26 protein-coding genes are annotated in these 25260 nt (G+C 63.6%); 18 read left to right on the top strand and 8 right to left on the bottom strand.

The genetic code is table 11. The annotated features are described in order from the left end of the window. Nucleotides 1-3: 3 nt before the first annotated feature. The 4 genes from mtaB to ACWGTO_RS14900 all read right to left on the bottom strand — a co-directional run bounded on the left by mtaB (nt 4) and on the right by ACWGTO_RS14900 (nt 3515). The gene (gene mtaB / locus ACWGTO_RS14915) at nt 4-1323 is read right to left on the bottom strand and encodes a tRNA (N(6)-L-threonylcarbamoyladenosine(37)-C(2))-methylthiotransferase MtaB (protein WP_454575586.1); all 1320 of its coding nucleotides are present in this window, start codon (nt 1321-1323) and stop codon (nt 4-6) included. Then, on the bottom strand, nt 1323-2207 hold the full coding sequence (dapF, locus tag ACWGTO_RS14910; protein ID WP_454575585.1) for a diaminopimelate epimerase: 885 nt from the start codon (nt 2205-2207) through the stop codon (nt 1323-1325). Before dapF ends, mtaB begins: the two co-directional genes overlap by 1 nt. Nucleotides 2208-2279: 72 nt before the next feature. After that, on the bottom strand, nt 2280-2441 hold the full coding sequence (locus tag ACWGTO_RS14905; RefSeq protein WP_023683859.1) for a DUF1328 family protein: 162 nt from the start codon (nt 2439-2441) through the stop codon (nt 2280-2282). Between the two features lie 63 nt (nt 2442-2504). After that, nucleotides 2505-3515, bottom strand: a complete 1011-nt coding sequence (locus ACWGTO_RS14900) for an MBL fold metallo-hydrolase (RefSeq protein ID WP_454575584.1) — start codon at nt 3513-3515, stop codon at nt 2505-2507. 157 nt (nt 3516-3672) lie between these two features. On the opposite strand from ACWGTO_RS14900, the gene ACWGTO_RS14895 reads away from it, so the two are divergent. The 3 genes from ACWGTO_RS14895 (at nt 3673) to zapE (ending at nt 7045) form a co-directional block, all read left to right on the top strand. Beyond that, nucleotides 3673-5100 (top strand): hypothetical protein, encoded by a 1428-nt coding sequence (locus tag ACWGTO_RS14895; protein WP_454575583.1) that lies wholly within the window; start codon nt 3673-3675, stop codon nt 5098-5100. Between the two features lie 172 nt (nt 5101-5272). Continuing rightward, on the top strand, nt 5273-5812 hold the full coding sequence (locus ACWGTO_RS14890) for an AprI/Inh family metalloprotease inhibitor (protein ID WP_454575582.1): 540 nt from the start codon (nt 5273-5275) through the stop codon (nt 5810-5812). 30 nt (nt 5813-5842) lie between these two features. Next, nucleotides 5843-7045: a cell division protein ZapE gene (zapE, locus tag ACWGTO_RS14885; RefSeq protein WP_454575581.1), complete on the top strand. Its 1203-nt coding sequence runs from the start codon at nt 5843-5845 to the stop codon at nt 7043-7045. Nucleotides 7046-7076: 31 nt separating this feature from the next. Here zapE and ACWGTO_RS14880 read toward each other — a convergent pair whose 3' ends face one another. Further along, complete coding sequence (locus ACWGTO_RS14880) at nt 7077-7505, bottom strand: N-acetyltransferase family protein (protein WP_454575580.1); 429 nt, start codon at nt 7503-7505, stop codon at nt 7077-7079. Between the two features lie 233 nt (nt 7506-7738). Here ACWGTO_RS14880 and mdh point away from each other — a divergent pair, with 233 nt between their 5' ends. The 13 genes from mdh to ACWGTO_RS14815 all read left to right on the top strand — a co-directional run bounded on the left by mdh (nt 7739) and on the right by ACWGTO_RS14815 (nt 20574). Continuing rightward, nucleotides 7739-8707 (top strand): malate dehydrogenase, encoded by a 969-nt coding sequence (gene mdh / locus ACWGTO_RS14875; RefSeq protein ID WP_454575579.1) that lies wholly within the window; start codon nt 7739-7741, stop codon nt 8705-8707. Between the two features lie 38 nt (nt 8708-8745). After that, nucleotides 8746-9939, top strand: a complete 1194-nt coding sequence (gene sucC / locus ACWGTO_RS14870) for an ADP-forming succinate--CoA ligase subunit beta (protein WP_454575578.1) — start codon at nt 8746-8748, stop codon at nt 9937-9939. A gap of 4 nt (nt 9940-9943) precedes the next feature. Continuing rightward, a complete protein-coding gene (locus ACWGTO_RS14865) occupies nt 9944-10435 on the top strand; it encodes a hypothetical protein (protein WP_454575577.1) in 492 nt (163 codons plus the stop codon). Between the two features lie 32 nt (nt 10436-10467). After that, the gene (locus ACWGTO_RS14860; protein WP_454575576.1) at nt 10468-10839 is read left to right on the top strand and encodes a cupin domain-containing protein; all 372 of its coding nucleotides are present in this window, start codon (nt 10468-10470) and stop codon (nt 10837-10839) included. A 3-nt stretch (nt 10840-10842) separates the two neighbouring features. Then, a complete protein-coding gene (locus tag ACWGTO_RS14855; RefSeq protein WP_454575575.1) occupies nt 10843-11334 on the top strand; it encodes a DUF1579 family protein in 492 nt (163 codons plus the stop codon). Nucleotides 11335-11346: 12 nt separating this feature from the next. Next, on the top strand, nt 11347-12249 hold the full coding sequence (sucD, locus tag ACWGTO_RS14850; protein WP_454575574.1) for a succinate--CoA ligase subunit alpha: 903 nt from the start codon (nt 11347-11349) through the stop codon (nt 12247-12249). Nucleotides 12250-12254: 5 nt separating this feature from the next. Next, complete coding sequence (locus ACWGTO_RS14845; protein WP_454575573.1) at nt 12255-13055, top strand: hypothetical protein; 801 nt, start codon at nt 12255-12257, stop codon at nt 13053-13055. 26 nt (nt 13056-13081) lie between these two features. Then, on the top strand, nt 13082-16069 hold the full coding sequence (locus tag ACWGTO_RS14840; RefSeq protein ID WP_454575572.1) for a 2-oxoglutarate dehydrogenase E1 component: 2988 nt from the start codon (nt 13082-13084) through the stop codon (nt 16067-16069). Nucleotides 16070-16102: 33 nt separating this feature from the next. Further along, the gene (gene odhB, locus ACWGTO_RS14835) at nt 16103-17395 is read left to right on the top strand and encodes a 2-oxoglutarate dehydrogenase complex dihydrolipoyllysine-residue succinyltransferase (protein WP_454575571.1); all 1293 of its coding nucleotides are present in this window, start codon (nt 16103-16105) and stop codon (nt 17393-17395) included. Between the two features lie 33 nt (nt 17396-17428). Further along, a complete protein-coding gene (locus ACWGTO_RS14830; protein ID WP_454575570.1) occupies nt 17429-17947 on the top strand; it encodes a hypothetical protein in 519 nt (172 codons plus the stop codon). Next, nucleotides 17944-18699, top strand: coding sequence for an SDR family oxidoreductase (locus tag ACWGTO_RS14825; RefSeq protein WP_454575569.1), 756 nt, complete (start codon nt 17944-17946; stop codon nt 18697-18699). The genes ACWGTO_RS14830 and ACWGTO_RS14825 overlap by 4 nt, the downstream gene beginning before the upstream one ends. Before the next feature lie 27 nt (nt 18700-18726). Further along, entirely contained in the window at nt 18727-20133 is a 1407-nt protein-coding gene (gene lpdA / locus ACWGTO_RS14820; RefSeq protein WP_454575568.1) for a dihydrolipoyl dehydrogenase, read from the top strand. 147 nt (nt 20134-20280) lie between these two features. Beyond that, nucleotides 20281-20574, top strand: a complete 294-nt coding sequence (locus ACWGTO_RS14815) for a hypothetical protein (RefSeq protein ID WP_454575567.1) — start codon at nt 20281-20283, stop codon at nt 20572-20574. 361 nt (nt 20575-20935) lie between these two features. Here ACWGTO_RS14815 and ACWGTO_RS14810 read toward each other — a convergent pair whose 3' ends face one another. Beyond that, entirely contained in the window at nt 20936-22003 is a 1068-nt protein-coding gene (locus tag ACWGTO_RS14810; RefSeq protein ID WP_454575566.1) for a TraB/GumN family protein, read from the bottom strand. A 62-nt stretch (nt 22004-22065) separates the two neighbouring features. Then, complete coding sequence (locus ACWGTO_RS14805) at nt 22066-23004, bottom strand: tyrosine recombinase XerC (RefSeq protein ID WP_454575565.1); 939 nt, start codon at nt 23002-23004, stop codon at nt 22066-22068. 164 nt (nt 23005-23168) lie between these two features. Between ACWGTO_RS14805 and rimM the strand changes: the two genes are divergently transcribed. Together rimM and trmD are read left to right on the top strand one after the other, a co-directional pair. Continuing rightward, nucleotides 23169-23768: a ribosome maturation factor RimM gene (rimM, locus tag ACWGTO_RS14800; protein ID WP_454575564.1), complete on the top strand. Its 600-nt coding sequence runs from the start codon at nt 23169-23171 to the stop codon at nt 23766-23768. Beyond that, a complete protein-coding gene (gene trmD, locus ACWGTO_RS14795) occupies nt 23765-24469 on the top strand; it encodes a tRNA (guanosine(37)-N1)-methyltransferase TrmD (protein WP_454575563.1) in 705 nt (234 codons plus the stop codon). Before rimM ends, trmD begins: the two co-directional genes overlap by 4 nt. On the opposite strand, the gene ACWGTO_RS14790 is transcribed toward trmD, so the two are convergent. Then, on the bottom strand, nt 24451-25203 hold the full coding sequence (locus ACWGTO_RS14790; protein WP_454575784.1) for a sulfite exporter TauE/SafE family protein: 753 nt from the start codon (nt 25201-25203) through the stop codon (nt 24451-24453). The two genes, trmD and ACWGTO_RS14790, sit on opposite strands and share 19 nt — an antisense overlap. Nucleotides 25204-25260: the final 57 nt, after the last annotated feature.

The raw sequence follows: 25260 nt of genomic DNA, 5'->3' as shown, positions 1-25260 counted from the left end.
GTCTCAGGCGGCGCGGGCGGTGAGCGGCGCTGCGGTCAGGCGTGCGCCGTCATGGCCGGTAATGGTGGCCTCGACGATCTCGCCAGGCGCACCGGCGGCGATGGCGGCCAGCGTAAATCCTTCGGTGCGGCCCAGGCCGTCGCGCTCGACCAGGATCGACTGGCGCGTACCGGGAAGCGATGCGAGATGACGGCGATACGCGGCCTCACCCGTGGCGCGCAGCCTTGCGGCGCGCTGCTTGACCAGTTCGCGGCGGACCTGCGGCATGCGGGCGGCGGGCGTGCCTTCGCGCGGTGAGAACGGGAAGACATGCAGATGCGTCAGCCCGCACTCCTCGACGATTTTTAAAGAATTTTCGAACATGTCCTCGGTCTCGGTCGGGAAGCCGGCGATGATGTCGGCGCCGAAGACGATTGCAGGGCGCAGCTTGCGCACGTCCTCGCAGAAGCGGATCGACTGGTCGCGCAGATGGCGGCGCTTCATGCGCTTCAATATCATGTCGTCGCCCGACTGCAGCGACAGATGCAGATGCGGCATCAGCCTTGGTTCGGTAGCGATCGCATCGAGCAGATCGTCATCGGCCTCGATCGAATCGATGGAGGACAGCCGCAGCCGCTTCACGTCGGGCACTTGCCTGAGGATGGTCTTCACCAGCTTGCCGAGCTTGGGTGCGCCCGGCAGGTCGGCGCCGAAAGAGGTCATGTCGACGCCGGTCAGCACGATTTCGGCATAGCCGTTGCCGGCCAGCCGCTTGACCTGCTCCACTACGGCGCCCATCGGCACCGAGCGCGAATTGCCGCGGCCATAGGGGATGATGCAGAAGGTGCATCGATGGTCGCAGCCATTCTGGACCTGGACGAAAGCCCGCGCACGGCCCTCGATGGCGTCGACCATGTGGCCGGCGGTCTCGCGCACCGAGAAAATGTCGTTGACGCGCGCCTTCTCGGTGTCGTTGACGCCGAAATCCGGCAGCGCGCGGTAGGAGTTCGCCCTCAGCTTCTCCTCATTGCCAAGCACGAGATCGACCTCGTCCATGGCGGCGAAATTCTGCGGCTCGGTCTGCGCCGCGCAGCCGGTGACGATGATGTGCGCCGCCGGGTTTTCGCGACGGGCTTTTCTGATCGACTGCTTGGCCTGTCGCACCGCTTCGGAAGTGACGGCGCAAGTGTTGAAGATGATGGCGCCGCCTTTGAGCGCGCCGAGGCCGGCGTTTTCGGCCTCGCGGCGCATCACCTCGGATTCATAGGTGTTGAGGCGGCAGCCGAAGGTGACGACGTCTATCCCTTTGGAGATGGGGCCTTTCGAGTTGGCAAGAACGGACATCAGGCCGCGCTTTCGGTGTCGCGGGCCCAAGTGCCGGTCGACGGATCGAAACTGCCAGAAAATTCCCATTCGGCCGCACCGGTCAGGATGACGTGGTCGTCATCGCGCCATTCGACATGCAGCGAGCCGCCGCCGGGCGTCATCAGCGTGACGCTACGGCCGGTGCGGCGGGTGCGGGCGGCGGCGACCACGGAGGCGCAAGCGGCCGAGCCGCAGGCCTTGGTCAGGCCGGCGCCGCGCTCCCAGGTGCGGATGATCATCGTCTCCGGCGACGTCACGTGGGCGATGGTGATGTTGGCGCGCTCGGGGAAGATCGGATGATTTTCGAGCAGCGGGCCGAAACGTTCGAGCTCGTATGACCAGACATCGCGGTCGACCCAGAAGATGGCGTGCGGATTGCCCATCGAGAGAGCCGAAGGCGAATGCAGCACCGGCGCGTCGATCGGGCCGATCTGCAACTCGATCATGCGGGTGTCGTGGAATTCCTCGGCCAGCGGAATGTCCTGCCAGCCGAAGCGCGGTGTGCCCATATCGACCGAGATGGTGCCGTCGGCATGCTCGACGGCGTTGAGGATGCCGGCGCGGGTCTCGAAGGTGAACGTCTTCTGGCCGGTCTCGGCGGCCAGCGCCTGGACGACGCAGCGCATGCCGTTGCCGCAAGCCTGCGCGCCCGAGCCGTCGGAATTCAGGATGTCGATGTAGTAGGCAGTGCCAGGCGTGCGGGCGTCATGGATCGCCATGATCTGGTCGAACCTGGTCGCCGCGTCGGCGTTCAGCGCAACAGCCGACGCCGCCGTCACCCGGTCAGCACGGCCACGCATGTCGGCAACGATGATCTCGTTGCCGATGCCGTTCATCTTGGCGAAGGGGGCCGTGCCTGCCATGGCTCTGGTGGTTCCTGTCCGTTTTGCCGCTATATGGCGGAAACGGGCGGGAATTACCAGTGTGGGCTGCGTCTAGGTTACCGCAAAGACGCCGAGCACGATCAGCAGGAAGATGACGAGAACGATGCCGATTAGCACACGCGCGCCGGTGGCGGCGGCGCCCGCCAGCGCCGGCATGCCAAGCAGGCTCGCGGCAGCGGCGACAATCAGAAGAATGATGATCCATTTGATCATGGAAAGGCTCCCGGCCAAATTGCGTTGAGCAAACAACGCGTTTCGCCCCTTTGGGTTCCTTGGCTAGGCGTCCGGTACGTCCCAGATTTCGCCCGGCCGCAAGGCACGGAATCGCTCCTGTGGAAGGCCTTCTGCCTCCAGCGCCTGGCCAAGTTTTTGCGCCGGCTCGTCAATCGGCTCGTCGGTGAGCCGAAACGTCCCCCAGTGGCAGCCGGCGGCGTAGGCGGCGTTGCAGAGTTGCATGCCTTGCACGGCCTCCTCCGGGTTCTGGTGCTGCGGCGCCATGAACCAGCGCGGCTCATAGGCGCCGATCGGCAGGATGGCGAGGCGAAAGCCGCCATGCTTTTCAGCCATCAGCCGGTAATTGGCGCCGCCATGGAAGCCGGTGTCGCCGGCGAAATAGGTCTTTCCGGCCGGAGTCTCGACCACGAAGCCGGCCCACAGCGCCATGCGGCGATCGCGCGCGCCGCGCGCCGACCAGTGGTGGACCGGCTCGACATGAACGGCGACATCGTTGCCGATGTCGATGCGCTCGCCCCAATCATGCGCCGTCAGCCGCATGTCCGGCACGGCGGTGTCGATGATGGCGTCGTTGCCCAGCGGCGTCAGCACCCGCGGATCGTGCTTGGCCTTTAGCCGCTTGAGCGTGGCAAGGTCGAGATGGTCGTAATGATTATGGCTGACCAACACCAGATCGATCGGCGGCAGCCGGGAAAAGGCGATGCCCGGCGCATTGACGCGCCTGGGTCCGGCAAATGACAGCGGCGACACGCGCGGCGACCACACCGGGTCGGTGAGGATGTTGAGGCCGGCGGTCTGGATCAGCAGCGTCGAATGGCCGACCATGGTCAGCCGCAGGCCGCCACCATCGATGCGCGCCGCCGGCTCTGCCGATTCAAACGGGCTTGGATTGGCCGCCGGCCATTTCGAACGCTCGCCGCTCAGCTGCCATTTGAGCAGATCGGTGAAACGGCCGGGCATCTGGCCGTCGGGATTGAAGAACAGAGTGCCGTCGAAATGGTCGCTGGGCGGGCCGCTGTAGTAGCGGTTGGCGGCTCTTTTTCTCGCGGCCAAGGTTTCGGCTCCGGCAGGTTTCTGTCCTTGCTAGATAGGGACGCGGCCCTTTGGCGCAAGCATTTGCCGGCGGATGCCTATCTCGGCCAAAATGCCCGGCGCTGGTGCGGGCAATGATTTCCGGTGTACGATCATGCAGCAGAACGGAGGGCCGCCCATGCGCTGGCAAGTTCCTGCAATTATAGCAGCGATCATGGGGATCGCGCCGATATCGCCGACGGCCGCCGCGCCGACAGAGCCCAGCGCCTGCACCCACACGCCAGCCATCATGGATGCGGGCGAGTTCCTGCTTGCCGAACCGGCGACATTCCCGAATTTCTGGCGCGACCGTTTTGGCGACGATGCGGCCTATCTGAAGATACGCTATGGCGGCATTGCCTACACTGAAGGCTCGGTGCTTCTGACGGATCTGGAAAAGCGCAGCCATCCGCCGCTGCGCATCGCCGAACTCAGACTTGCCCATGCAAAAACGCCGGACCGGGCGGCGATGATTGCCGGCATGCAGCCGCTATCCAACGCGAAGTCGGTTTTGCCACAGCTCGGCCAGTCTGCCTGGCGCGCGCTTGTTGCCGAGGATGATGGTGAGTGGTTGCTGGGTGAGCTGGGACGTTTGCAGACGTCGGATCCTTCCCAGGCATCGCAGGTCGCCAGAGGCATTGCGCAGGCGCTATCCATTGCCGATGACGAGGCAAAGTCGCAACTCGCCCAAAGGGCCGAAGACAAAGGCGCTTGGCTGCTGGCTCTCGAGATGCGGGCAGTCAAGGACAATCTGTCCGACTACATCGCCTATCTCGATCGGCTTCCACCCGCGGTCCGCCCCGACAAGGGCAGTCGCACAGCGTTTGTCCGTAATGCCCTTTATTCAGCCTATTTCCGCCCTTCCTTCGATATTTCCGAACAGCCAGCGGAGGTTCGGGCACTCGACGGTCAAAACGGCATGGGTCCAGCGCTCCGGCCGATCGGGCAACTTGTTGCCGATGCCCCGCAGGCAGTGATGCTGCTATCGATCATCAATTACAGCGGCGACGTGCGCGTCGGCACCGTAGTGGCGGCGGGGGTCAATGCACAGATCGCGGCAAAACAGCTCGATCCGGTCAACAAGCCTGATGCCGTCACGGCAGCCATGCTTTACGGGCTCGACTTCGTTCTCGGGGCGCGTGATCGCGAAAGCATCCTCGGTGGGTTTGGAATCTCCGAAATGCAAGGCGAGACTGCAGAGGCGTTCGCCGACAAGGCATTGGCCCGGCTTGCGCTGGGGCCGTTTGTGCGCGGCGATGCAACCGACCAGCCGCCTCGCCCGAAGTTGATTTCGAAGGACTTCCCCTGGGAACAATGGCTTGGGCAAGCCAACCGGCTCAGGGCCGGAGAGGCCGTCGCGCCGGAAGATCGCCTCATCGCGGCAGAGCTCATGGTCGCCGCCGACCGCCCCGCCGATGCTTTGGCCTCGCTGAAGATGGCTACCGACTGGAAGAAGGCGATGCTACAGGCTCACAATCTGGCGCTTGCGCTGGACCGCCGATGCGCCGACCTGCTGCGGGCTCCGCTGCCGCTTTCGCAGCCGCTCTACCGGTTCGAACCGCGCTAGAGCGAAGATGATGCTCCTTCGTCCATCAGCCATTTTGCGATAAATTTGCAACAATTCTTGCTGCAAACCCTATTTTAACCATATCGGGTTGAAATTTCGCCACCTTCTCCATCTTGGTGGGGGTGAGATTGTGCGGACGGCTTCCCCCCAGCCGGATCCGACGGAGGTTGACATGACTTTTTCGAGAAGCGGCCTGGTGGCCGTATCGCTGGCAGCGCTGTTTGCAAGCGGCTGTTCGACCTCGCGTTTTTCATCGATGGATGATCAGCAGCCGGCGCCGCTGCAGCCCGCGCCCGCCGGCACGGTGAGCGGAAGCCAGCTGCCGCCGCCGGCAGCGCCGGGCACAACCGACCCGTCGCAATTCCCGAACGCGCCGGCGGGCACGCAGGTCGCCTCGCTGCCGCCGGATGGATCGGCGCCTGCGGGCGCCACCGACCTCACCGCGGCCAGCGTCGCCGGCGTCTGGAACGCCAGTGTTTCGGGTCAGAGCTGCAAGGTGGCGACGCCGCAGACCAAATTCGGCGCCGGCTATCGCGCCGGACCGCTGCATTGCCCGGCGCCGATCGACGGCATCAAGTCGTGGAACGTCGCCGGCAAGCAGCTGACGCTCTATGACGAGAATGGCGGCACGCTGGCGCGGCTTTACTCGTCGGGCGGTTCGAAATTCGACGGCCAGACTTCCACCGGTCTGCCGATTTCGCTTACAAGATAAGCTGCCTATCCCCAGTCAGCGACGTGACCGATGCATCTGCGTGACGGCCTCCAGACCCATGCGACCGTCAGGCAGCGCTACGACCATCTGGTCGACACCGGTGCCATCGAACGCGATCCGGCGCAGGAGCGAATCGCTGCCGCACTCGACCGGCTGACCGACGAGATCTCGGTCAAGCGGCTGGCGCAAAAGTCGAGCGCGCTTGGCTGGCTGTTTGCCCGCAAGCGCGAGACGCGCGAAGTCGTCAAAGGCCTCTACATCCATGGCGGCGTCGGCCGCGGCAAGACCATGCTGATGGACATGTTCTTCGAGCTGTTGCCGGTCCGCCGCAAGCGCCGTGTCCATTTCAACGACTTCATGGCCGATGTGCAGGACCGCATCCAGAAGCACCGGGCCGCGCGAAAGAACGGCGACGTCAAGGAGGACGACCCGATCCCGCCGGTGGCGCTGGCGCTCTCCGAACAGGCCTGGGTGCTGTGCTTCGACGAGTTTTCGGTCACCGACATTGCCGATGCGATGATCCTGTCGCGGCTGTTTTCGGCGCTGTTTGCCAATGGCGTGGTGCTGGTCGCCACTTCCAATGTCGCGCCCGAAAATCTCTATCGCGACGGACTGAACCGCCAGCTCTTTCTGCCCTTCATCGGCATTCTCGAGCGCCACGCCCATGTGCTGTCGCTTGACGCCGACAAGGACTACCGGCTGGAAAAACTCGCCCGCACGCCGGTCTATGTCACGCCGGCGGATGCCGAAGCCGACCGCGTATTGGACGAGGCTTGGCAGGCGATGACACGGGGCGCGCCGGTCGCCGAAACGACCGTGGCAGTGAAGGGCCGGCAGGTGGTTGTGCCGGCGGCCGCCGGCGACGCGGCGCGATTTTCTTTCGCCGACCTTTGCGAAAAACCGCTCGGCGCGCGCGATTTCCTGGCCATCGCCGGCCGCTTCTCGACTATCTTCATCGATCACGTACCAGTGCTCGGCGAAGGACGACGCAACGAAGCCAAGCGCTTCATCCTGTTGATCGACACGCTCTACGATCATCATGTGCGGCTGGTGGTGAGCGCCGAGGCGCCGCCGCCTGCGCTTTACACAGCCAAGCGCGGCAACGAAGTGTTCGAATTCGAACGCACGGCTTCGCGGCTCATCGAGATGCAGAGCCGCGACTGGCTGGAGGATTGGGCGGAAAGGCGGAAGGGGAAGGCGGCATTGGTTGGAGTGGAGCAGGCACAGGCCTGACACGGGGTCCAAGAAGCTGTCTCGCAGACCTCTACAACTTATAAACATACATCACAAACCCCTCCGCCGGCCCATGCGGCTCCTTGCGCGACTCATAAAGCGCGCGGGCCGGCACGTTGTCGGGTTCGGTGCCGACCCAGGCCTCGCCGCAGCCCTGCTCGCGGCCGAGCGCGAACATGGCGTCGAGCATTTTGCGCGCTATGCCCTGGCGCTGGAAGGCCTGGGAGACGCCGACTTCGTCGATATAAAGCTCGCTCACCTTGTCGGGATGGCGGTGGATGACGGCGGCGCACTGGCCGACGACGACGCCCTCCACCAGCGTGACAATCATCATATGACCTGATGAGGCGAGGTACGCGGCAAGCCTGTCGGCCCGTACCGGCTCGTCGAACACGTCTTCGGCGATCCGCTTCACAAGGGCGTCATCGCCGGCATATAGTCTTCTGATTTCCATATTCATTGTGTAAAACCTCCCAAGTCGGCCATAAACTTTGACGTTTACGTAAATCCCAGTGTTTCTAACCGATTGAAAATATTCAGCTTGAAATAATCGATTGAATATTTTTTCGACCGGGGCTACTGGATGCGGCGAAATCTCGCTGAGACCACAGCATTCCGGCCTCTTCCTCGACGCCGTCAACCAAGTCATCCAGGATTTGGGCGTCGTCACAGACAAAGGGAAAATTTCCTCACATGGCACGCAACAAGATAGCGCTCATCGGCTCGGGCATGATCGGCGGCACGCTCGCCCACATGATCGGCCTCAAGGACCTCGGCGACGTGGTGCTGTTCGATATTGCCGAGGGCATTCCGCAAGGCAAGGGGCTCGATATCGCGCAGTCGTCGCCGGTCGACGGCTTCGATGCCAGGCTGACCGGCGTCAATGACTATGCCGGCATCGAGGGCGCCGACGTCTGCATCGTCACCGCCGGCGTGCCGCGCAAGCCGGGCATGAGCCGCGATGACCTGCTCGGCATCAACCTCAAGGTCATGGAGCAGGTCGGCGCCGGGCTGAAGAAGTACGCGCCGAAAGCTTTCGTCATCTGCATCACCAATCCGCTCGACGCCATGGTATGGGCGCTGCAGAAGTTTTCCGGCCTGCCCAAGACGCATGTCGTCGGCATGGCCGGCGTGCTCGACAGCGCGCGCTTCCGCTATTTCCTGGCCGAGGAATTCAAGGTCTCGGTCGAGGATGTCACCGCCTTCGTGCTCGGCGGCCACGGCGATTCCATGGTGCCGATGATCCGCTATTCGACGGTATCGGGCATCCCGCTGCCCGATCTGATCAAGATGGGCTGGACCTCGAAGGAAAAGCTCGACCAGATCGTGCAGCGCACCCGCGATGGCGGCGCCGAGATCGTCGGCCTGTTGAAGACCGGCTCGGCCTTCTACGCGCCGGCGGCTTCCGCGATCTCGATGGCCGAATCCTATCTCAAGGACAAGAAGCGCGTGCTGCCTTGTGCTGCGCATCTCTCGGGCCAGTATGGCGTCAAGGGCACCTATGTCGGCGTTCCCGTGGTCATCGGCGCCGGCGGCGTCGAGCGCATCATCGAGATCGACCTCAACAAGGCCGAGCAGAAGATGTTCGAAGCCTCTGTCGCGACGGTGCAGGGCCTGACCGAGGCCTGCGTCAAGATCGCCCCGCACCTCGCCTCCAAGTGACCTCAGTAAGCGATCCACCCGATCCGGAGACCATCCAGATGAACATCCATGAATATCAGGGCAAGGCGCTGCTGAAGAGCTTTGGCGCGCCGGTGGCCGAAGGCGTGCCGGTGTTCAAGGCGAGCGAGGCGGAAGCCGCCGCCAAGGCGCTGCCCGGTCCGCTCTATGTGGTGAAGAGCCAGATCCATGCCGGCGGCCGCGGCAAGGGCAAGTTCAGGGAGCTTGGCCCCGACGCCAAGGGGGGCGTGCGGCTGGCCAAGTCGGTCGCCGATGTCGTCGCCAACGCCAACGAAATGCTTGGCCACACGCTGGTGACCAAGCAGACGGGCCCGGCCGGCAAGCAGGTCAACCGCCTCTATATCGAGGACGGGGCCGATATCGAGCGCGAGCTTTACCTGTCGATCCTGGTCGACCGCTCGGTCGGCCGCATTGCCTTCGTCGTCTCGACCGAAGGCGGCATGGACATTGAGGGCGTCGCCCACGACACGCCGGAAAAGATCATCACCCGCGCCATCGATCCGTTGGCCGGCGTGACGACCATCGACGTCGACATTCTGGTGGAAGCGCTGGGGCTCACCGGCGACGCCGCCAAGGATGCCGCCACGCTGTTCCCGATCCTCTACAAGGCGTTTGTCGAGAAGGACATGAGCCTGCTCGAGGTCAACCCGCTGATCGTCATGAAGAACGGCCGGCTGCGCGTGCTCGACGCGAAAGTGTCGTTCGACAACAATGCACTGTTTCGCCACCCCGAGCTTATGGAACTGCGCGACACCACCGAAGAGGACGAGAAGGAGATCGAGGCGTCGAAATACGACCTCGCCTATGTCGCCCTCGATGGCAATATCGGCTGCATGGTCAATGGCGCCGGCCTCGCCATGGCGACGATGGACATCATCAAGCTCTACGGCGCCGAGCCTGCCAATTTCCTCGATGTCGGCGGCGGCGCTTCCAAGGAGAAGGTGACGGCGGCGTTCAAGATCATCACCAAGGATCCGGCAGTCAAAGGCATCCTCATCAACATCTTCGGCGGCATCATGAAGTGCGACATCATTGCCGAGGGCGTGATTGCCGCGGTCAAGGAAGTCGGCCTGCAAGTGCCGCTGGTGGTGCGCCTCGAAGGCACCAACGCCGAACTCGGCAAGAAGATCATCAACGACAGCGGCCTCAACGTCGTGTCGGCCGATGACCTCGACGACGCAGCCAAGAAGATCGTGGCGGCGGTGAAGGGCTGAGCGAATGCGGCTGCTGCTGGCCATAACACTGACCAGCATGGCCCTTTGGGCCGGCGCTGCCGCGGCCGCGGATGATTCGAAGTCGCCCGCCTGGATCGGGAAGAGGGTCAATCTCTTCATGAATTTATGTCCCGCGACGGCACCCAGCTTTGGCAGATTCAAAGCGGTTGCCAGGCAAAGCGGGTTCAAAGCTGGATCCGACGGAATGCAGATCTACAAGGCTACGGAGATCGTTGCCTCGATCAAGAATTGGAGCGGTCGCTGCGACTGCCTCGTCTCCTTCGGCACCAACGATCCGAAGCAGGCTGCCAACATGATCCTGAGAAGGCTTCTGACCAAATACGGCAGCAAGTTCCAGGCCGATGATGACCCCAAGTCGCTTGGTGAATTGAGGACGTCCAACGGCAATTTATCGGTGCAGATCGTGACCACCCGGCGCGCCGGGGGCCAATGGGTCGGTGCGGTCGTTCACGGAAACCAAAAATGTCCAGCTTGAGAACTGAACGCCATGGTCGAGGTTGCTAGACGATGCCTCCGCGCAAGATAAACCTGGTCGAGGCGGCGGACGCGAAGATCAACAAGGTCTTCGATCCGCATATTGCCGGCGATGTCAACGACAGCCAGGCCAAGGTCGCCAAGTTCGGCGAGACCTTCGACTGGCACGCGCATGAGCATGAGGACGAAGCCTTCCTCGTGCTGCGTGGCAGGATCGCCATCGATTTCCGCGACGGCCCGGTCGAGCTCGGCGAGGGCGATTTCATCGTCGTGCCGAAAGGCGTCGAGCACCGGCCGCGGTCGCTGACCGCGGAGCCGGTGGTGCTGATGTTCGAGCCGGCGACGACGCTCAACACCGGCAACGCCAGGAGCGACCTCACCGTCACCGACCTGAAGCGGCTCTGACTCATGAACGCGTTCTCCTCGCTCTCGGCCGATCACCAGCGCCTGCAGGCGCTGGTCGGCGCGTGGCGCGGCGAGGTGGATATTGCCGCGACGCAATGGACCGATGAAGGCGCGGCGACGTCGGAAGTGCTGGCGGAGGCGCAGTTCGGCGGTCTGTTTGTGGTGCAGCGCTATCGCCAGCGCCGCGATGGCACGATCTCGTTCGGCTCGCACAACGTGTTCGGCTTCGACCGACAAAATAGTGTCGTCACCATGCACCAGTTCGATTCGATGGGCTTTGTGCCGGCGTCGCCGGCCACCGGTTCATGGAACGGCAGCGAGCTGGTCCTGGAGCGGTCGTCGCCGCGCGGCGCCGCGCGTGTGACCTATATTTTCGACAATGCCGATGCCTACCGCATGCGACTGCATTTCAAACCTGCCGGCAGCGACAGCTGGCAAGACATGGTGAGCGGCGTCTACCGGCGCGTCTCGCCTTCCTCGATCAACGGTTTTTAGAAAAGGGCTCCGATGTCCATTCTTATCGACAAGAACACCAAGGTGCTGGTGCAGGGCCTGACCGGCAAGACCGGCACGTTCCACACCGAACAGGCGCTGGCCTATCACGGCACCAAGATGGTGGGTGGCATCCATCCCAAGAAAGGTGGCGAGACGTGGACCGGCGCCAAGGGCGAGACGCTGCCGATCTTCGCCAGCGTCGCCGAGGGCAAGGAAAAGACCGGCGCCAACGCTTCGGTTGTCTATGTGCCGCCGGCGGGCGCGGCCGAAGCGATCATCGAGGCGATCGAGGCCGAGATCCCGCTGATCGTCTGCATCACCGAAGGCATTCCGGTCATGGACATGGTCAGGGTCAAGGCGCGGCTCGACCGCTCGACCTCGCGGTTGCTCGGCCCGAACTGTCCGGGCGTGCTTACCCCCGACGAATGCAAGATCGGCATCATGCCCGGCAGCATCTTCAGTAAGGGCTCGGTCGGCGTTGTTTCGCGCTCGGGAACGCTTACCTATGAGGCAGTGTTCCAGACCACCAATGTCGGCCTCGGCCAGACCACCGCCGTCGGTATCGGCGGCGACCCCGTCAAAGGCACCGAGTTCATCGACATGCTCGAAATGTTCCTCGCCGACGACGAGACCAAGTCGATCATCATGATCGGCGAGATCGGCGGTTCGGCCGAGGAAGATGCCGCGCAGTTCCTCAAGGACGAGGCCAAGCGCGGCCGCAAGAAGCCGATGGCCGGCTTCATCGCCGGGCGCACGGCGCCGGCCGGCCGCACCATGGGCCATGCGGGCGCGGTGATCTCCGGCGGCAAGGGCGGCGCGGAAGACAAGATCGCGGCGATGGAATCGGCCGGCATCAAGGTATCGCCGTCGCCGGCGCGCCTGGGCACGACGCTGGTCGAGGCGATCAAGGGATAAGAACTTTGGGTATTGCTCTCCAACTATGCGACGAACGCGGGCGAGGCATGCTTCGCCGCGCTTTGGATGGCGCGTCCAAGTTGTTGAACCGCCAAGAAGAGCGCCTCGACAGCGGAGAGCTATTGCGTTCGTTTAAGATTCCGCCTGGCGAAGAAGACGCGGTTCTCTCGGTATTGGCGATCTTTGAACTCTTGGCTGGCGGTGATAGGCCGTATTCAAGCATCGACACATTTCTGCGCGAGTTCGGATGGAGGGACACAAGGGCAGGCGACGTCGACGAAAAGCTTCTTAATTATACGGCCTATAGCATAATTGTGCACGGTGATAAGCACATGAGCTATTTCACCAGAAATCCCGACTTTGCTTCTCGCCGAAACGATGCACAAAAGTTTTTGAACGCGACTGAATTTACCGGTGAAACGGCAACGACCTATTACGTGCATCCTACTTGCCCGAGCGCGCGGCTCAGATTGTTTGGGTCCACCAAATATCAGCGCAACATAAGGCTTCAATTCGATGCGATTCTCGGAGAGAGGCATGTATCCGCCGTCCGTCGTTGCATGACTTCAGAATCGATCGCAGGTGCATTTGTCGACCATTCCGAGGGGGCATGGACTCAAAGCGGAAAAGACTTTCTCCGCGGGCGCGTTTTCTCCGGCGAGCAGATTTACGGCGGGCGCGACACGTTCGACAGGAGGTTCACCGCCTATACCAATATCGAAACCGTCCGTTCAAAGCCGGAGTGGGGTGGCTGGGACTTTCCGCATGTCTATGCGTCCTTCGCGCAGGATGACTACCTAGGTTAAGCTAATAAAGGCACTGGAAGTAGATCATGTCACGCAACGATCAGGCCAACGACCAATTCTCGCTCACCTCGTTCCTGTACGGCGGCAATGCCGACTATATCGACGCGCTCTATGCGTCCTATGAGGACGATCCGGAGTCCGTCAATCCCGAGTGGCAGGACTTCTTCGCCGCGCTTAAGGACGACGCCGGCGATGTGCGCAAGAACGCCAAGGGCGCCTCCTGGGCAAAGCCCTCCTGGCCGCTGCAGGCCAATGGCGAACTGGTGTCGGCGCTCGACGGCAACTGGGGCCTGGTCGAGAGGACGGTCGAAAAGAAGGTCAAGGACAGAGCGGTCACCAACGGTGTCGTGCTGTCGGATGCCGATGTGCACCAGGCGACGCGCGATTCGGTGCGCGCCATCATGATGATCCGCGCCTTCCGCATGCGCGGCCATCTGCACGCCAATCTCGACCCGCTCGGCATCGCCAAGCCGCTCGAGGATTACAACGAACTGTCGCCGCAGAATTACGGCTTCACCGAAGCCGACTACGACCGGCCGATCTTCCTCGACAATGTGCTTGGGCTCGAGTTCGGCACCATCCGGCAGATGCTCGACATCCTGACCCGCACCTATTGCTCCACGCTCGGCGTCGAGTTCATGCACATCTCCGATCCCGAGGAGAAGGCCTGGCTCCAGGCGCGCATCGAAGGCGTCGACAAGGAGATTTCCTTCACCGCCGCCGGCAAGAAGGCGATCCTGCAGAAGCTGGTCGAGGCCGAAGGTTTCGAGCAGTTCATCGACGTCAAGTACAAGGGTACCAAGCGCTTCGGCCTCGATGGCAGCGAAGGGTTGATCCCGGCGCTGGAACAGATCATCAAGCGCGGCGGCCAGCTCGGCATGAAGGAGATCGTGCTCGGCATGGCGCATCGCGGCCGGCTGAACGTGCTCAGCCAGGTGATGGCCAAGCCCCACCGCGCCATCTTCCACGAGTTCAAGGGCGGCTCTGCCGCTCCCGACGAGGTCGAGGGATCGGGCGACGTCAAGTACCATCTCGGCGCTTCGTCGGACCGTGAGTTCGACGGCAACAAGGTGCATCTGTCCTTGACCGCTAATCCCTCGCATCTGGAAATCGTCGATCCGGTGGTGATGGGCAAGGCGCGGGCCAAGCAGGACTATCTGTTCGGCCGCAGCCGCGAGGAGATCGTGCCGCTGGAGGAACGCGCCAAGGTGCTGCCGCTGCTCTTGCATGGCGACGCCGCTTTTGCCGGCCAGGGCGTGATCGCCGAAATCCTCGGCCTGTCGGGCCTGCGCGGCCACCGCGTCGCCGGCACGCTGCATTTCATCATCAACAACCAGATCGGCTTCACCACCAATCCGCGCTTCTCGCGCTCGTCGCCCTATCCGTCCGATGTCGCCAAGATGATCGAGGCGCCGATCTTCCACGTCAATGGCGACGATCCGGAAGCCACGGTCCATGCCGCCAAGGTGGCGATCGAATTCCGCATGAAGTTCCACAAGCCGGTCGTGGTCGACATGTTCTGCTATCGCCGCTTCGGCCACAATGAGGGCGACGAGCCTTCCTTCACCCAGCCGATCATGTACGCCAACATCCGCAACCACAAGACGACGGTGCAGATCTATGGCGACCGGCTGATCGCCGAAGGCCATATCACCCAGGCCGAGCTCGACAAGATGAAGGCCGACTGGCGCGCCCATCTGGAGCAGGAATGGGATGTCGGCCAGCACTACAAGCCCAACAAGGCCGACTGGCTGGACGGCGCCTGGTCGGGTCTGCGCACCGCCGACAACCAGGACGAACAGCGCCGCGGCAAGACCGCAGTGCCGGTCAAGGTGCTGAAGGACATCGGCAAGAAGCTGACCGAGGTGCCGAAGGGTTTCGAAGCGCACAAGACCATCATCCGCTTCCTCGAAAACCGCCGCCAGGCGATCGAATCCGGCGAAGGCATCGACTGGTCGACGGCCGAGGCACTGGCTTTCGGCGCCATCCTGCTCGACGGCAATCCGATCCGGCTGTCGGGCCAGGATTCGGAACGCGGCACCTTCTCGCAGCGCCATTCGGTGCTCTACGACCAGCGCGACGAGACCCGCTATATCCCGCTCAACAATCTGTCGGCGGCGCAGGCCGGCTACGAAGTCATCAACTCGATGTTGTCGGAAGAGGCGGTGCTCGGCTTCGAATACGGCTACAGCCTGGCCGAGCCGAAGGCGCTGACCCTGTGGGAAGCACAGTTTGGCGATTTCGCCAACGGCGCCCAGGTGGTGTTCGACCAGTTCATCTCTAGCGGTGAACGCAAGTGGCTCAGAATGTCGGGCCTCGTCTGCCTGTTGCCGCATGGCTATGAGGGCCAGGGCCCGGAACATTCCTCGGCCCGGCTCGAGCGCTTCCTGCAGCTTTGCGCCGAAGACAATATGCAAGTCGCCAACTGCACGACGCCGGCTAACTACTTCCACATCTTGCGCCGGCAGCTGAAGCGAGACTTCCGCAAGCCGCTGATCCTGATGACGCCGAAGTCGCTGCTGCGCCACAAGCGGGCGGTGTCGACGCTGCCGGAGATTTCGGGCGAAAGCTCGTTCCACCGGCTGCTTTGGGACGATGCCCAGCTGTTGCAGAACCAGGCGATCAAGCTCACCAAGGATTCCAAGATCCGCCGCGTCGTGCTGTGCTCGGGCAAGGTCTATTACGACCTCTACGAGGAGCGCGAGAAGCGCGGCATCAACGACATCTATCTCTTGCGCGTCGAACAGCTCTACCCGTTCCCGGCCAAGGCGCTGATCACCGAGCTGTCGCGTTTCCGTAACGCCGAGATGGTGTGGTGCCAGGAAGAGCCCAAGAACATGGGCGCCTGGTCGTTCATCGATCCCTATCTGGAATGGGTGCTGGCGCATATCGACGCCAAGCATCAACGGGTGCGCTACACCGGACGGCCGGCGGCGGCATCGCCGGCGACCGGGCTGATGTCCAAGCATCTGGCACAGCTCGCCGCTCTGCTCGAAGATGCGCTCGGCGAATAAAGATCAGAACAGAGAAAGAAACGGACAGGCACAATGGCTACCGAAATCCGCGTTCCCACTCTCGGCGAATCCGTCACCGAGGCGACCATCGGCAAGTGGTTCAAGAAGGTCGGCGATGCCATTGCCGTCGACGAGCCGCTGGTCGAGCTCGAAACCGACAAGGTGACGGTGGAAGTGCCTGCCGCTGCCGCCGGCACGCTGGGCGAGATCGCCGCCAAGGAAGGCGAGACGGTCGGCGTCGGCGCTTTGCTTGGGATGATCTCGGCAGGCGGCGCTGCCGCCGCTGCTCCTCCTGCGAGCAAGCAGGAGACCAAGTCGGTGGCGCAGGCGTCGAGCCCGGACGCCGCGCATACCACCAAGCAGGCCGCGGCAGAGACCGCCAAGATCGCCGGCGATGCCGGCACGGTCGAGCCGCGCTCGATGCCGCCGGCGCCGGCCGCAGCCAAACTGATCGCGGAACACAATCTGTCGGTCGACCAGGTCTCCGGCTCGGGCAAGCGCGGCCAGGTGTTGAAGGGCGATGTGCTCGACGCCATTTCCAAGGGCGCACCGTCGCAGCCGGCCGAAATGCCGAAGGCTGCACCGGCCCCGATCGCGGTGCGTGCGCCGTCTTCCGGCGACGATGCCTCGCGCGAAGAGCGCGTGCGCATGACCAAGCTGCGCCAGACCATTGCGCGCCGGCTGAAGGAAGCGCAGTCGACCGCCGCCATGCTGACCACCTTCAACGAGGTCGACATGTCCGCGGTGATGGCGCTCAGGACCAAATACAAGGACATCTTCGAGAAGAAGCACGGCGTGAAGCTTGGCTTCATGGGCTTCTTCACCAAGGCGGTGACGCATGCGCTGAAGGAGATCCCGGCGGTCAATGCCGAGATCGACGGCACCGACATCATCTACAAGAATTTTGCCCATGTCGGCGTTGCCGTCGGCACCGAAAAGGGCCTCGTCGTGCCGGTTGTGCGCGACGCCGACCAGATGTCCATCGCCGAGATCGAGAAGGAGATCGGCCGGCTGGGCGTTGCCGCGCGCGACGGCAAGCTGTCGGTTGCCGATATGCAGGGCGGCACCTTCACCATTTCCAACGGCGGCGTATACGGCTCGCTAATGTCGACGCCGATCCTCAACGCGCCGCAGTCGGGCATTTTGGGGATGCACAAGATCCAGGACCGGCCGGTTGTGGTCGGCGGCCAGATCGTGATCAGGCCGATGATGTATCTGGCGCTGAGCTACGATCACCGCATCGTCGACGGCAAGGAAGCCGTGACCTTCCTGGTGCGCGTCAAGGACAGCCTGGAAGATCCGGAACGGCTGGTGCTCGACCTCTAGGATGCCGGTATGAGGAAAGGAGCGCGCCGCCGCATGACGACCCGTTCCTTTCGTCTATCGAGAAAATTTTCGACCTTGTCGCTGGCCGCCTTCACGACCCTCGCTGCCGCAAATGCCCACGCCGCCTGTCCGCTGGCGCTTGCCGTCTACGGCGATGCCGAGAGCGATGCCGGCATCGATTTCCAGCCGACGACGGATGCGGCAGCCGTCACCAATTCCTTCAAGATGGTGCTCGACAAGGGCGTCGTGCTCGACGGCATCGTCATGTGGACCGATGGGGTTTCGCGGCCGCACGGATCGCTGATGTACAAATGCCCGACGGGTGACGTCACCGGGGACGAGCTTGCCGCCTGCACGGTGTGGCAGGGCGTCGTCTACAGCGCCGACGACAAGGGCAACATTGAGCTGTTGGCGGCGGAAGGCACGGACGCGCCGCAGAGCCTGATTTTTCCGGATCTAGGACCATCGCTGCAAATGTCGACGGCCTTCGGGGCCAAGGGGTTCTCGAAACTGCCGTGGGACGTGTTTCTGCTGAAAGGTTGCCAGGAATGAGCGCGGCGCAAAAGGTGCTGTTCGTCACCGGCGGCAGCCGCGGCATCGGCGCCGCCATCTGCCGGCTGGGCGCCGCCTCCGGGTACCGCGTCGCGATCAACTATGCCTCGAACGAGGCCGCCGCCAAGGCGCTGGTCGCTGAAATCGAGGCGGCTGGCGGCGAAGCGATAACGGTGAAGGGCGATGTCGGCGTCGAGGCTGACATCGTCGCCATGTTCGAAGCTGTCGATCGCGTCTATGGCCGGCTGGATGCGCTGGTCAACAATGCCGGCATCGTCGACGTCAAGGCGCGTGTCGACGAGATGAGCATGGCGCGGCTGGAGCGCATGATGCGCATCAATGTCATCGGCTCGTTCCTGTGCGCGCGTGAAGCCGTCAGGCGCATGTCGAGCAAGAATGGCGGCAAGGGCGGGGCCATCGTCAACATCTCGTCGGCGGCGTCGATACACGGCTCGCCCGGCGAGTATGTCGACTATGCCGCGTCCAAGGCCGCGATCGACACCTTCACACTCGGACTGGCGCGCGAAGTCGCGACCGAGGGCGTGCGGGTCAATGCAATACGGCCGGGCATCATCGACACCGAGATCCACGCGTCGGGCGGCCAGCCGGACCGGGTCGAGCGGTTCCGCGACATGCTGCCGATGAAGCGCGCCGGCACGGCCGATGAAGTCGCGCATGCGGTTCTCTATCTTTTGTCGGATGAAGCGTCCTATACGACAGGCGCGATCCTGAATGTCAGCGGCGGCCGTTGAAGGCTCTAAATCAAAGGACAACCCATCATGGCTTATGACGTCGTTATCATCGGCTCCGGACCGGGCGGCTATGTCTGCGCCATCAAGGCGGCGCAGCTTGGGCTGAAGGTGGCCGTGGTCGAGAAGAACGCCACCTTCGGCGGCACCTGCCTCAACATCGGCTGCATTCCGTCCAAGGCGCTGCTCCATGCCTCCGAAATGTTCGCCGAGGCCGGCCATTCCTTCGACACGCTCGGCGTCGAGATACCGGCGCCGAAGCTCAACCTGAAGAAGATGATGGCGCACAAGGATGCGACCGTATCGGCCAACGTCAACGGCGTCGCCTTCCTGTTCAAGAAGAACAAGATCGATAGCTTTCGCGGCACCGGCAAGGTGGTCGCCGCCGGCAAGGTGTCGGTGACGGCCGAGGACGGCAAGGTCGAGGAGATCGAGACCAAGAACATCGTCATTGCCACCGGCTCCGATGTCGCCGGCATTCCCGGCGTCAAGGTCGACATCGACGAGAAGGTGATCCTGTCGTCGACCGGCGCGCTGTCGCTGGAGAAAGTGCCTGGCCATCTGGTGGTAGTCGGCGGCGGCGTCATCGGACTGGAGCTCGGCTCGGTATGGGCGCGGCTCGGCGCCAAGGTCACGGTGGTTGAGTTCCTTGACACCATCCTGGGCGGCATGGACGGCGAGGTTTCCAAGCAGTTCCAGCGCCTGCTGTCCAAGCAGGGGTTCGAGTTCAAGCTCGGCGCCAAGGTGACAGGCGTCACCAAGGCCAAGAAGGGCACCACGGTTACCTTCGAGCCGGTCAAGGGCGGAGCGGCCGAGACCATCGAGGCCGACGCGGTGCTGATCTCGACCGGACGCCGCGCCTATTCCGACAGTCTCGGGCTGAAGGAGGCTGGCGTCGAGGTCGATGAGCGCGGCCGGGTCAAGACCGACGGCCATCTCAGGACCAACGTCGCCGGCATCTATGCCATCGGCGATGTCATTGCCGGGCCGATGCTGGCGCACAAGGCCGAGGATGAAGGCGTGGCGGTGGCCGAGACCATTGCCGGCCAGGCCGGCCATGTGAACTACGACGTCATCCCGAGCGTCGTCTACACCAGCCCGGAAATCGCCTCGGTCGGCAAGACCGAGGAGGAGCTGAAGAAGGCCGGCATCGACTACAAGATCGGCAAATTCCCGTTCACCGCCAACGGCCGCGCACGCGCCATGTTGCATACGGACGGTTTTGTGAAAATCCTCGCCGACAAGGCCAGCGACCGCGTCCTCGGCGTCCACATTGTCGGCTTCGGCGCCGGCGAGATGATCCACGAAGCGGCGGTGCTGATGGAGTTCGGCGGCTCGTCGGAAGATCTCGCCCGCACCTGCCACGCGCACCCGACCATGTCGGAAGCGGTCAAGGAAGCGGCGCTGGCAACATTCTTCAAGCCGATCCATATCTGAAAGGCCCATCATAAACTCTACTCCGGAGGCCATCTGGCGCGACTTTCTGCGCTTCCGGTGCTCACGGACTTGAATGTCCGTTCCGCTCCGGTTCTCGAAAGCCACGCCAGCTGACTCACCGGAGCGAGTTTCCAATAGGCCTTTCCCGTGGTGCCCAAAACAAACGGCCCGCTTTGCAGCGGGCCGTTCGTCGTTGAAATCAGTGGCCTGATTACTGGGCCGGTGCCGGAGCAGGCGCGGGAGCCGGGGCTGGTGCCGGAGCGGGCTCAGGCGCAGGCGCAGGTGCTGGCTCAGGCGCAGGTGCTGGCGCCGGTTCGGCGGGCTTCATCGGCTCAGCCGGTGCAGGCGCGGGCGCCGGTGTGCTGGCTGCCGGCGGCTCGGCGGGTGCCGGATGCTCGCCGCTTCGTCCGAAAACATAGTACGCGACAATGGCCAGGATAACTACGACAAGCGCAATGAGCCAGCCGCTGCCACCGCCCGATCTGGGCGTTGGGCCTGGGTCGTTAGGGTTCGCCATAAAAGTGTCCTCCGTGGATGAAAAGCATCAAACAACACCCATCAACGCGCAACCGTTGAACGGGTTTCATACTAGGCCTGGAAATCGCCGAACGCAGGATAATTCTGATTCCCAACCGCTCGGTGGCCTGTATTTCCCCCGCAAAATCAATCACGAATGGGTAGAAACGAGCTTAGCTGGCCTTTTCGGCCAAAAATAGGGCCAACCGCCTCCGCCTTGCGAATCAGTTGCTGTCCCCAACAGAGCCGGGACCTTGCGTGATTCGGCACAGGGTGAGAGTGCGGCTCAGTCGACTTCGGTGACCGTATAGCCCGCTTTGCGAAAATCCTCGACCAGGCCTTCGGGGCCGGGAAGATGCAGGGCGCCGACCGCCATGAAGGCGTTGCCCTTGGCCAGGATCGGCTGGGCATGGTCGACCATCACCTTGTTGCGGTCGGTGATCATGGCCTGATCGAAGGCGGCGTACCCCGCGGCGTCATCCTCTGCGCCTGGGGACATTGAACGCAGAAGCGGCCAGAATGTGCCGGTGTCGCCGCGCTGGTAGAGCACGATCATGGTTTCGTTGATGTCGTTTATCTTGTCGCCAAGCTTCAGGGTCTCGACCAGCCCCTTGATGTGAAAGGCGAGCGGCAGCGAAGCCATGGCACGGAGTTGGCCGGCGGCGGTCTCCAACCCCTCCACCGGCTTGCCATTAGCCTTGGCGTCCTCAGCCAGTTTGACGTCGAGGACCGGAGCGCCGCCGGCCTGGCGTGCGACCTCGCAGACCGGCAGCGCGACCATGGCCGACAGCAGCCACGGCTTCATCTTAGAGACGGTCGCGGGCGGAATGCCGCGTGCATCGAGCCCCTTGTTCACCACCGCCGCATCCTCCGGCGACAGCAGCGATGGCAGCGTCGTGCTGTCGGTGAACATCATCAACTCGGGTTCCTTGAGCATGGCCTCCATCATCTTCTGCTTGTCGAGCACGTCGGTGGTCTCGATGATGATGATGCTGGCGGCGTCATAGGCTCGCTTGGCCGCCGGCGGCAGCGTGGTGACGCGCGGGTCGGTCATGTGCATGGTGCCGAACAGGAAGGATGGCTCTTCGCCTGATTTTTCCAGCTTCCACAACAGGCCCTTGCCGTTCGGCGTCGCCGCCGCTTCCGTCTCGATCCTGGCATAGGTGGCGGGGTCGTCTTTCTGCAGGGCCGCCAACAGATCGGCGCCGGTGCAGACCGGGGCTTCGGCATGGGCTTTGCCCATGGCAAGCAGCAGCACGACGAGGAAAGACAGGAAAAACAGCGCGTTGAGCGCGGCAAGCAGCTTCAGCGACACGAGGGCCGCGCGGTCGGCGATGGCAATGGCGCGTTTCATGATCGCCTTTCTAGGACCGAAAAGCGGCTAAACGGTTAACCAGCATGGCGAAATTGAAGAGTTCACGCCCTTGGATGCGCGGACTCATAGATTTCGAGCAGCCTTGCGGTGTCGACGCCGGTGTAGACCTGCGTCGTCGACAGGCTGGCATGGCCGAGCAGTTCCTGGATGGTGCGCAAATCGCCGCCACGGCCGAGCAGATGCGTGGCGAAGGAGTGGCGCAAGGCATGCGGCGTCGCGGTATCCGGCAGGTTGAGCGCCGAGCGCAGTTTGGCCATGTCGCGCTGGACGATGGCCGGATTGAGCGGGCCGCCGCGGGCGCCGCGAAACAGCAAGCCCTTGGGATCGAGATGATAGGGGCACAGTTTGCGGTATTCGGCGATGGCCCTGAGTGCCACCGGCAGCACCGGCACCAGCCGGGTCTTGCCGCCCTTGCCGGTGACGCGCAGCACAGTGTCGGTTTCCGACGCCAGGTCGGCGGCGCTGAGGCCAAGCGCCTCGGAAATACGCAGGCCCGAACCGTAGAGCAGCGTCAGCACGGCGGCATTGCGGGCGGCGATCCAGGGCTCCTCCGCCAATTGGCCTTCCACCGAGACGACATGTTTGGCGTCGCTGGCGGTCAGCGGCTTGGGCAGCGATTTCGGCTGGCGCGGCGCGCGCAGCGCTGCCGCACCGGCGGCGTTTGCGAGGCCGCGCCGCTCGAGGAAGCGCAACAGCGAGCGAATGCCGGCAAGACCCCGTCCGAGCGTACGAGCGCCGGCGCCGGCGTTGCGCCGCGCGGCGAGAAAGCCGCGCAGGTCGGCGGGACGCAGCGTGGCGATGTCGGAAATGCCCGGCGAACCTCCGCAATGTCCGGTCAGGAAATTCAGGAACTGTCTGGTATCGCGCTCATAGGCTTCGACCGTCGCCGGCGACAGCCTGCGCTCGCGCGTCAGCATCTTCAGCCAGCTCTCGCGCGCCGCCTGGAGGTCGGGTTTTGCCGGAATAAGGAATTCCTGCATCAGGGTTCGGATCCTACGCCTTTGCGCATCAGGCCGCCATCCTGCGACGGCGAGGTTAGGAAGCGGTGAAGAGCCCGTCATTGAGATGGCAACTGGAAATGACAACCGAGCGATCATTGAAATGACGCCGGGGCGGCGCTAGAGCAAGGCAAAGGATGTCAACCATGTCGAAGCCCCAGAACCCCGTCCAGATGGCCGTGATCGGCGCCGCCCATGGTATCAAGGGCGAGCTCAGGGTCAAAACCTTCACCGGGGAGCCGCTGGCCCTGGCTGACTACGGGCCGCTCTACGCCAAGGACGGCCGCGCCTTCCAGATCATCGACATAAGGCCCGCCAACACTGTTGTCGTGGTGCGTTTCAAGGGCATTGCCGACCGCAACGCCGCCGAGGCGCTGGCCGGCACGGAACTGTTCGTCGACCGCTCGATGCTGCCCGACGATGGTGAGGAGGATGAATTCTACCACGCCGATCTCGTCGGCCTCGAGGTGCGGGACGAAACGGGTGCGGTGCTGGGCAAGGTGGTCGCCGTGCACAATTTCGGCGGCGGCGATATTCTCGACGTCACGCTCGGCGGGCGCAAAGGCGTATTGATCCCGTTCACCCAGGCTGCCGTGCCGCAGGTGGCGGTCGCCGAAGGTTATGTCCGCGTCGACCCGGCTGCGGCCGGGCTGCTTGAGGACGAGGATGGTGGCGGCCCGCGCGACGAAGAGTTCAATCCCAAAGGCAGGCCACGCGGACCGCGCGACGCCGGGGGCAACCGGTGACCTTCAAGGCTTCGGTGCTGACGCTCTATCCCGAGATGTTTCCGGGCGGGCTTGGCCTGTCGCTGGCCGGGCGAGCGCTGGAGGCGGGGACCTGGTCGCTGGAAACGATCCAGATCCGCGACTTCGCCGAGGACAAACACCGCACCGTCGACGACACCCCGGCCGGTGGCGGCGCCGGCATGGTCATGCGCGCCGACGTGCTGGCCAAGGCGATCGACCACACGTCGCCGACTGGCGATCCGCGGCCAAAACTCCTGATGAGCCCGCGTGGCAAACCGCTGACGCAGGCGCGTATCCGCGAGCTTGCCGCTGGGCCGGGCGCCGTCATCGTCTGCGGCCGCTTCGAAGGCGTCGACCAGCGATTGATCGAGGCGCGGGGACTGGAAGAGGTTTCCATCGGCGACTTCATCCTCTCCGGCGGCGAGCCGGCAGCACTGGTGCTGCTCGACGCCGTGGTGCGGCTGCTGCCGGGCGTCATGGGCAATGCGGTGTCGGGCGAGGAAGAAAGCTTTGAAAACGGCCTGCTCGAACATCCGCACTACACCCGGCCGCAGGAATTTGAGGGCCGGCCGATCCCCGACGTGCTGGTGTCCGGCAATCACAAGAAGATCGCCGCATGGCGGCGCGCGGAGTCCGAGAAGCTGACCAGGGAGCGGCGGCCGGATTTGTTGGGCGCTTCGCCTCAGCCCTTGGTGAAGTAGTAAAACGCCAGGAACAGGCCGACGGCGATGACGAAGCCGCGCACCGCGTTTTGCGGCACGCGCTTGGCGATCCAGACGCCGGCATAGCCGCCGAGGGCGCCTGCGGGGATCATGACGATCGCCTGCGGCCAGGCGACGACGCCGCCGGAGACGAAGACGATGATCGCCACCGCCGCGATGACCACGGCCAGCATGTTCTTCAGCGCGTTCAGCCGGTGGTAGTCGCCGGCCTGGGTCAGGCCGAGCGTCGCCAGCATCATCACGCCCATGCCGGCGCCGAAGAAGCCGCCGTAGACGGCGGTGAGGAACTGCGCCAGCGATCCGGCGAGCGAGCCAACCGAGGCCTCGTGCCCCGGTTTGGGCGCCGGCTTCAGCCACGGCCCGGCGGCGAATAGTGCGGTGGCGGCGAGCAGCAGCCACGGCACCATGAGCCTGAAAGACGGGTTGGACAGCGCCAGAAGGATGAAGGCGCCCGCCAGCGCGCCGGCCGCCGAGATCAGGCAAAGCAGCAGCGCGCCGCGCCAGAAATGCTTGATGTCGGTCCAGTAGGCGAGCGTCGAGGTGATGTAGCCAGGGAACTGCGTTACCGAGGAGGTGGCGTTGGCGACGATCGGTGGCACGCCGACCAGGCTCATGGCGCCGAAAGTGATGAAGGTGCCGCCGCCGGCGACCGCATTGCATGCGCCAGATAGAAAGCCTGCCGCAAACAGCAGGACTGCGTCGAGAACGGACATGTCGAAAATTGTCATGAGAACGGCGCCGGGAAACAATGCTTCGCGCGGCTTTAGGAA

The sequence above is a fragment of the Mesorhizobium sp. PL10 genome (assembly GCF_053714315.1).
Note: the sequence above shows the minus strand (reverse complement) of the source record. Positions and strands in the feature narration are given on the sequence as shown.

Bases quoted from the DNA above. Each gene is read 5' to 3' on its own strand.
- ACWGTO_RS14830 (WP_454575570.1), top strand. From the start codon at position 17,429: ATGACGACCCGTTCCTTTCGTCTATCGAGAAAATTTTCGACCTTGTCG.
- rimM (WP_454575564.1), top strand. From the start codon at position 23,169: ATGTCGAAGCCCCAGAACCCCGTCCAGATGGCCGTGATCGGCGCCGCC.
- sucD (WP_454575574.1), top strand. From the start codon at position 11,347: ATGTCCATTCTTATCGACAAGAACACCAAGGTGCTGGTGCAGGGCCTG.
- ACWGTO_RS14880 (WP_454575580.1), bottom strand. From the start codon at position 7,505: ATGAATATGGAAATCAGAAGACTATATGCCGGCGATGACGCCCTTGTG.
- odhB (WP_454575571.1), top strand. From the start codon at position 16,103: ATGGCTACCGAAATCCGCGTTCCCACTCTCGGCGAATCCGTCACCGAG.
- ACWGTO_RS14905 (WP_023683859.1), bottom strand. From the start codon at position 2,441: ATGATCAAATGGATCATCATTCTTCTGATTGTCGCCGCTGCCGCGAGC.
- ACWGTO_RS14805 (WP_454575565.1), bottom strand. From the start codon at position 23,004: ATGCAGGAATTCCTTATTCCGGCAAAACCCGACCTCCAGGCGGCGCGC.
- ACWGTO_RS14790 (WP_454575784.1), bottom strand. From the start codon at position 25,203: ATGTCCGTTCTCGACGCAGTCCTGCTGTTTGCGGCAGGCTTTCTATCT.
- ACWGTO_RS14810 (WP_454575566.1), bottom strand. From the start codon at position 22,003: ATGAAACGCGCCATTGCCATCGCCGACCGCGCGGCCCTCGTGTCGCTG.
- ACWGTO_RS14865 (WP_454575577.1), top strand. From the start codon at position 9,944: ATGCGGCTGCTGCTGGCCATAACACTGACCAGCATGGCCCTTTGGGCC.
- ACWGTO_RS14860 (WP_454575576.1), top strand. From the start codon at position 10,468: ATGCCTCCGCGCAAGATAAACCTGGTCGAGGCGGCGGACGCGAAGATC.
- ACWGTO_RS14895 (WP_454575583.1), top strand. From the start codon at position 3,673: ATGCGCTGGCAAGTTCCTGCAATTATAGCAGCGATCATGGGGATCGCG.
- ACWGTO_RS14890 (WP_454575582.1), top strand. From the start codon at position 5,273: ATGACTTTTTCGAGAAGCGGCCTGGTGGCCGTATCGCTGGCAGCGCTG.
- mdh (WP_454575579.1), top strand. From the start codon at position 7,739: ATGGCACGCAACAAGATAGCGCTCATCGGCTCGGGCATGATCGGCGGC.
- dapF (WP_454575585.1), bottom strand. From the start codon at position 2,207: ATGGCAGGCACGGCCCCCTTCGCCAAGATGAACGGCATCGGCAACGAG.
- zapE (WP_454575581.1), top strand. From the start codon at position 5,843: ATGCATCTGCGTGACGGCCTCCAGACCCATGCGACCGTCAGGCAGCGC.
- ACWGTO_RS14840 (WP_454575572.1), top strand. From the start codon at position 13,082: ATGTCACGCAACGATCAGGCCAACGACCAATTCTCGCTCACCTCGTTC.
- sucC (WP_454575578.1), top strand. From the start codon at position 8,746: ATGAACATCCATGAATATCAGGGCAAGGCGCTGCTGAAGAGCTTTGGC.
- lpdA (WP_454575568.1), top strand. From the start codon at position 18,727: ATGGCTTATGACGTCGTTATCATCGGCTCCGGACCGGGCGGCTATGTC.
- ACWGTO_RS14825 (WP_454575569.1), top strand. From the start codon at position 17,944: ATGAGCGCGGCGCAAAAGGTGCTGTTCGTCACCGGCGGCAGCCGCGGC.
- ACWGTO_RS14855 (WP_454575575.1), top strand. From the start codon at position 10,843: ATGAACGCGTTCTCCTCGCTCTCGGCCGATCACCAGCGCCTGCAGGCG.
- mtaB (WP_454575586.1), bottom strand. From the start codon at position 1,323: ATGTCCGTTCTTGCCAACTCGAAAGGCCCCATCTCCAAAGGGATAGAC.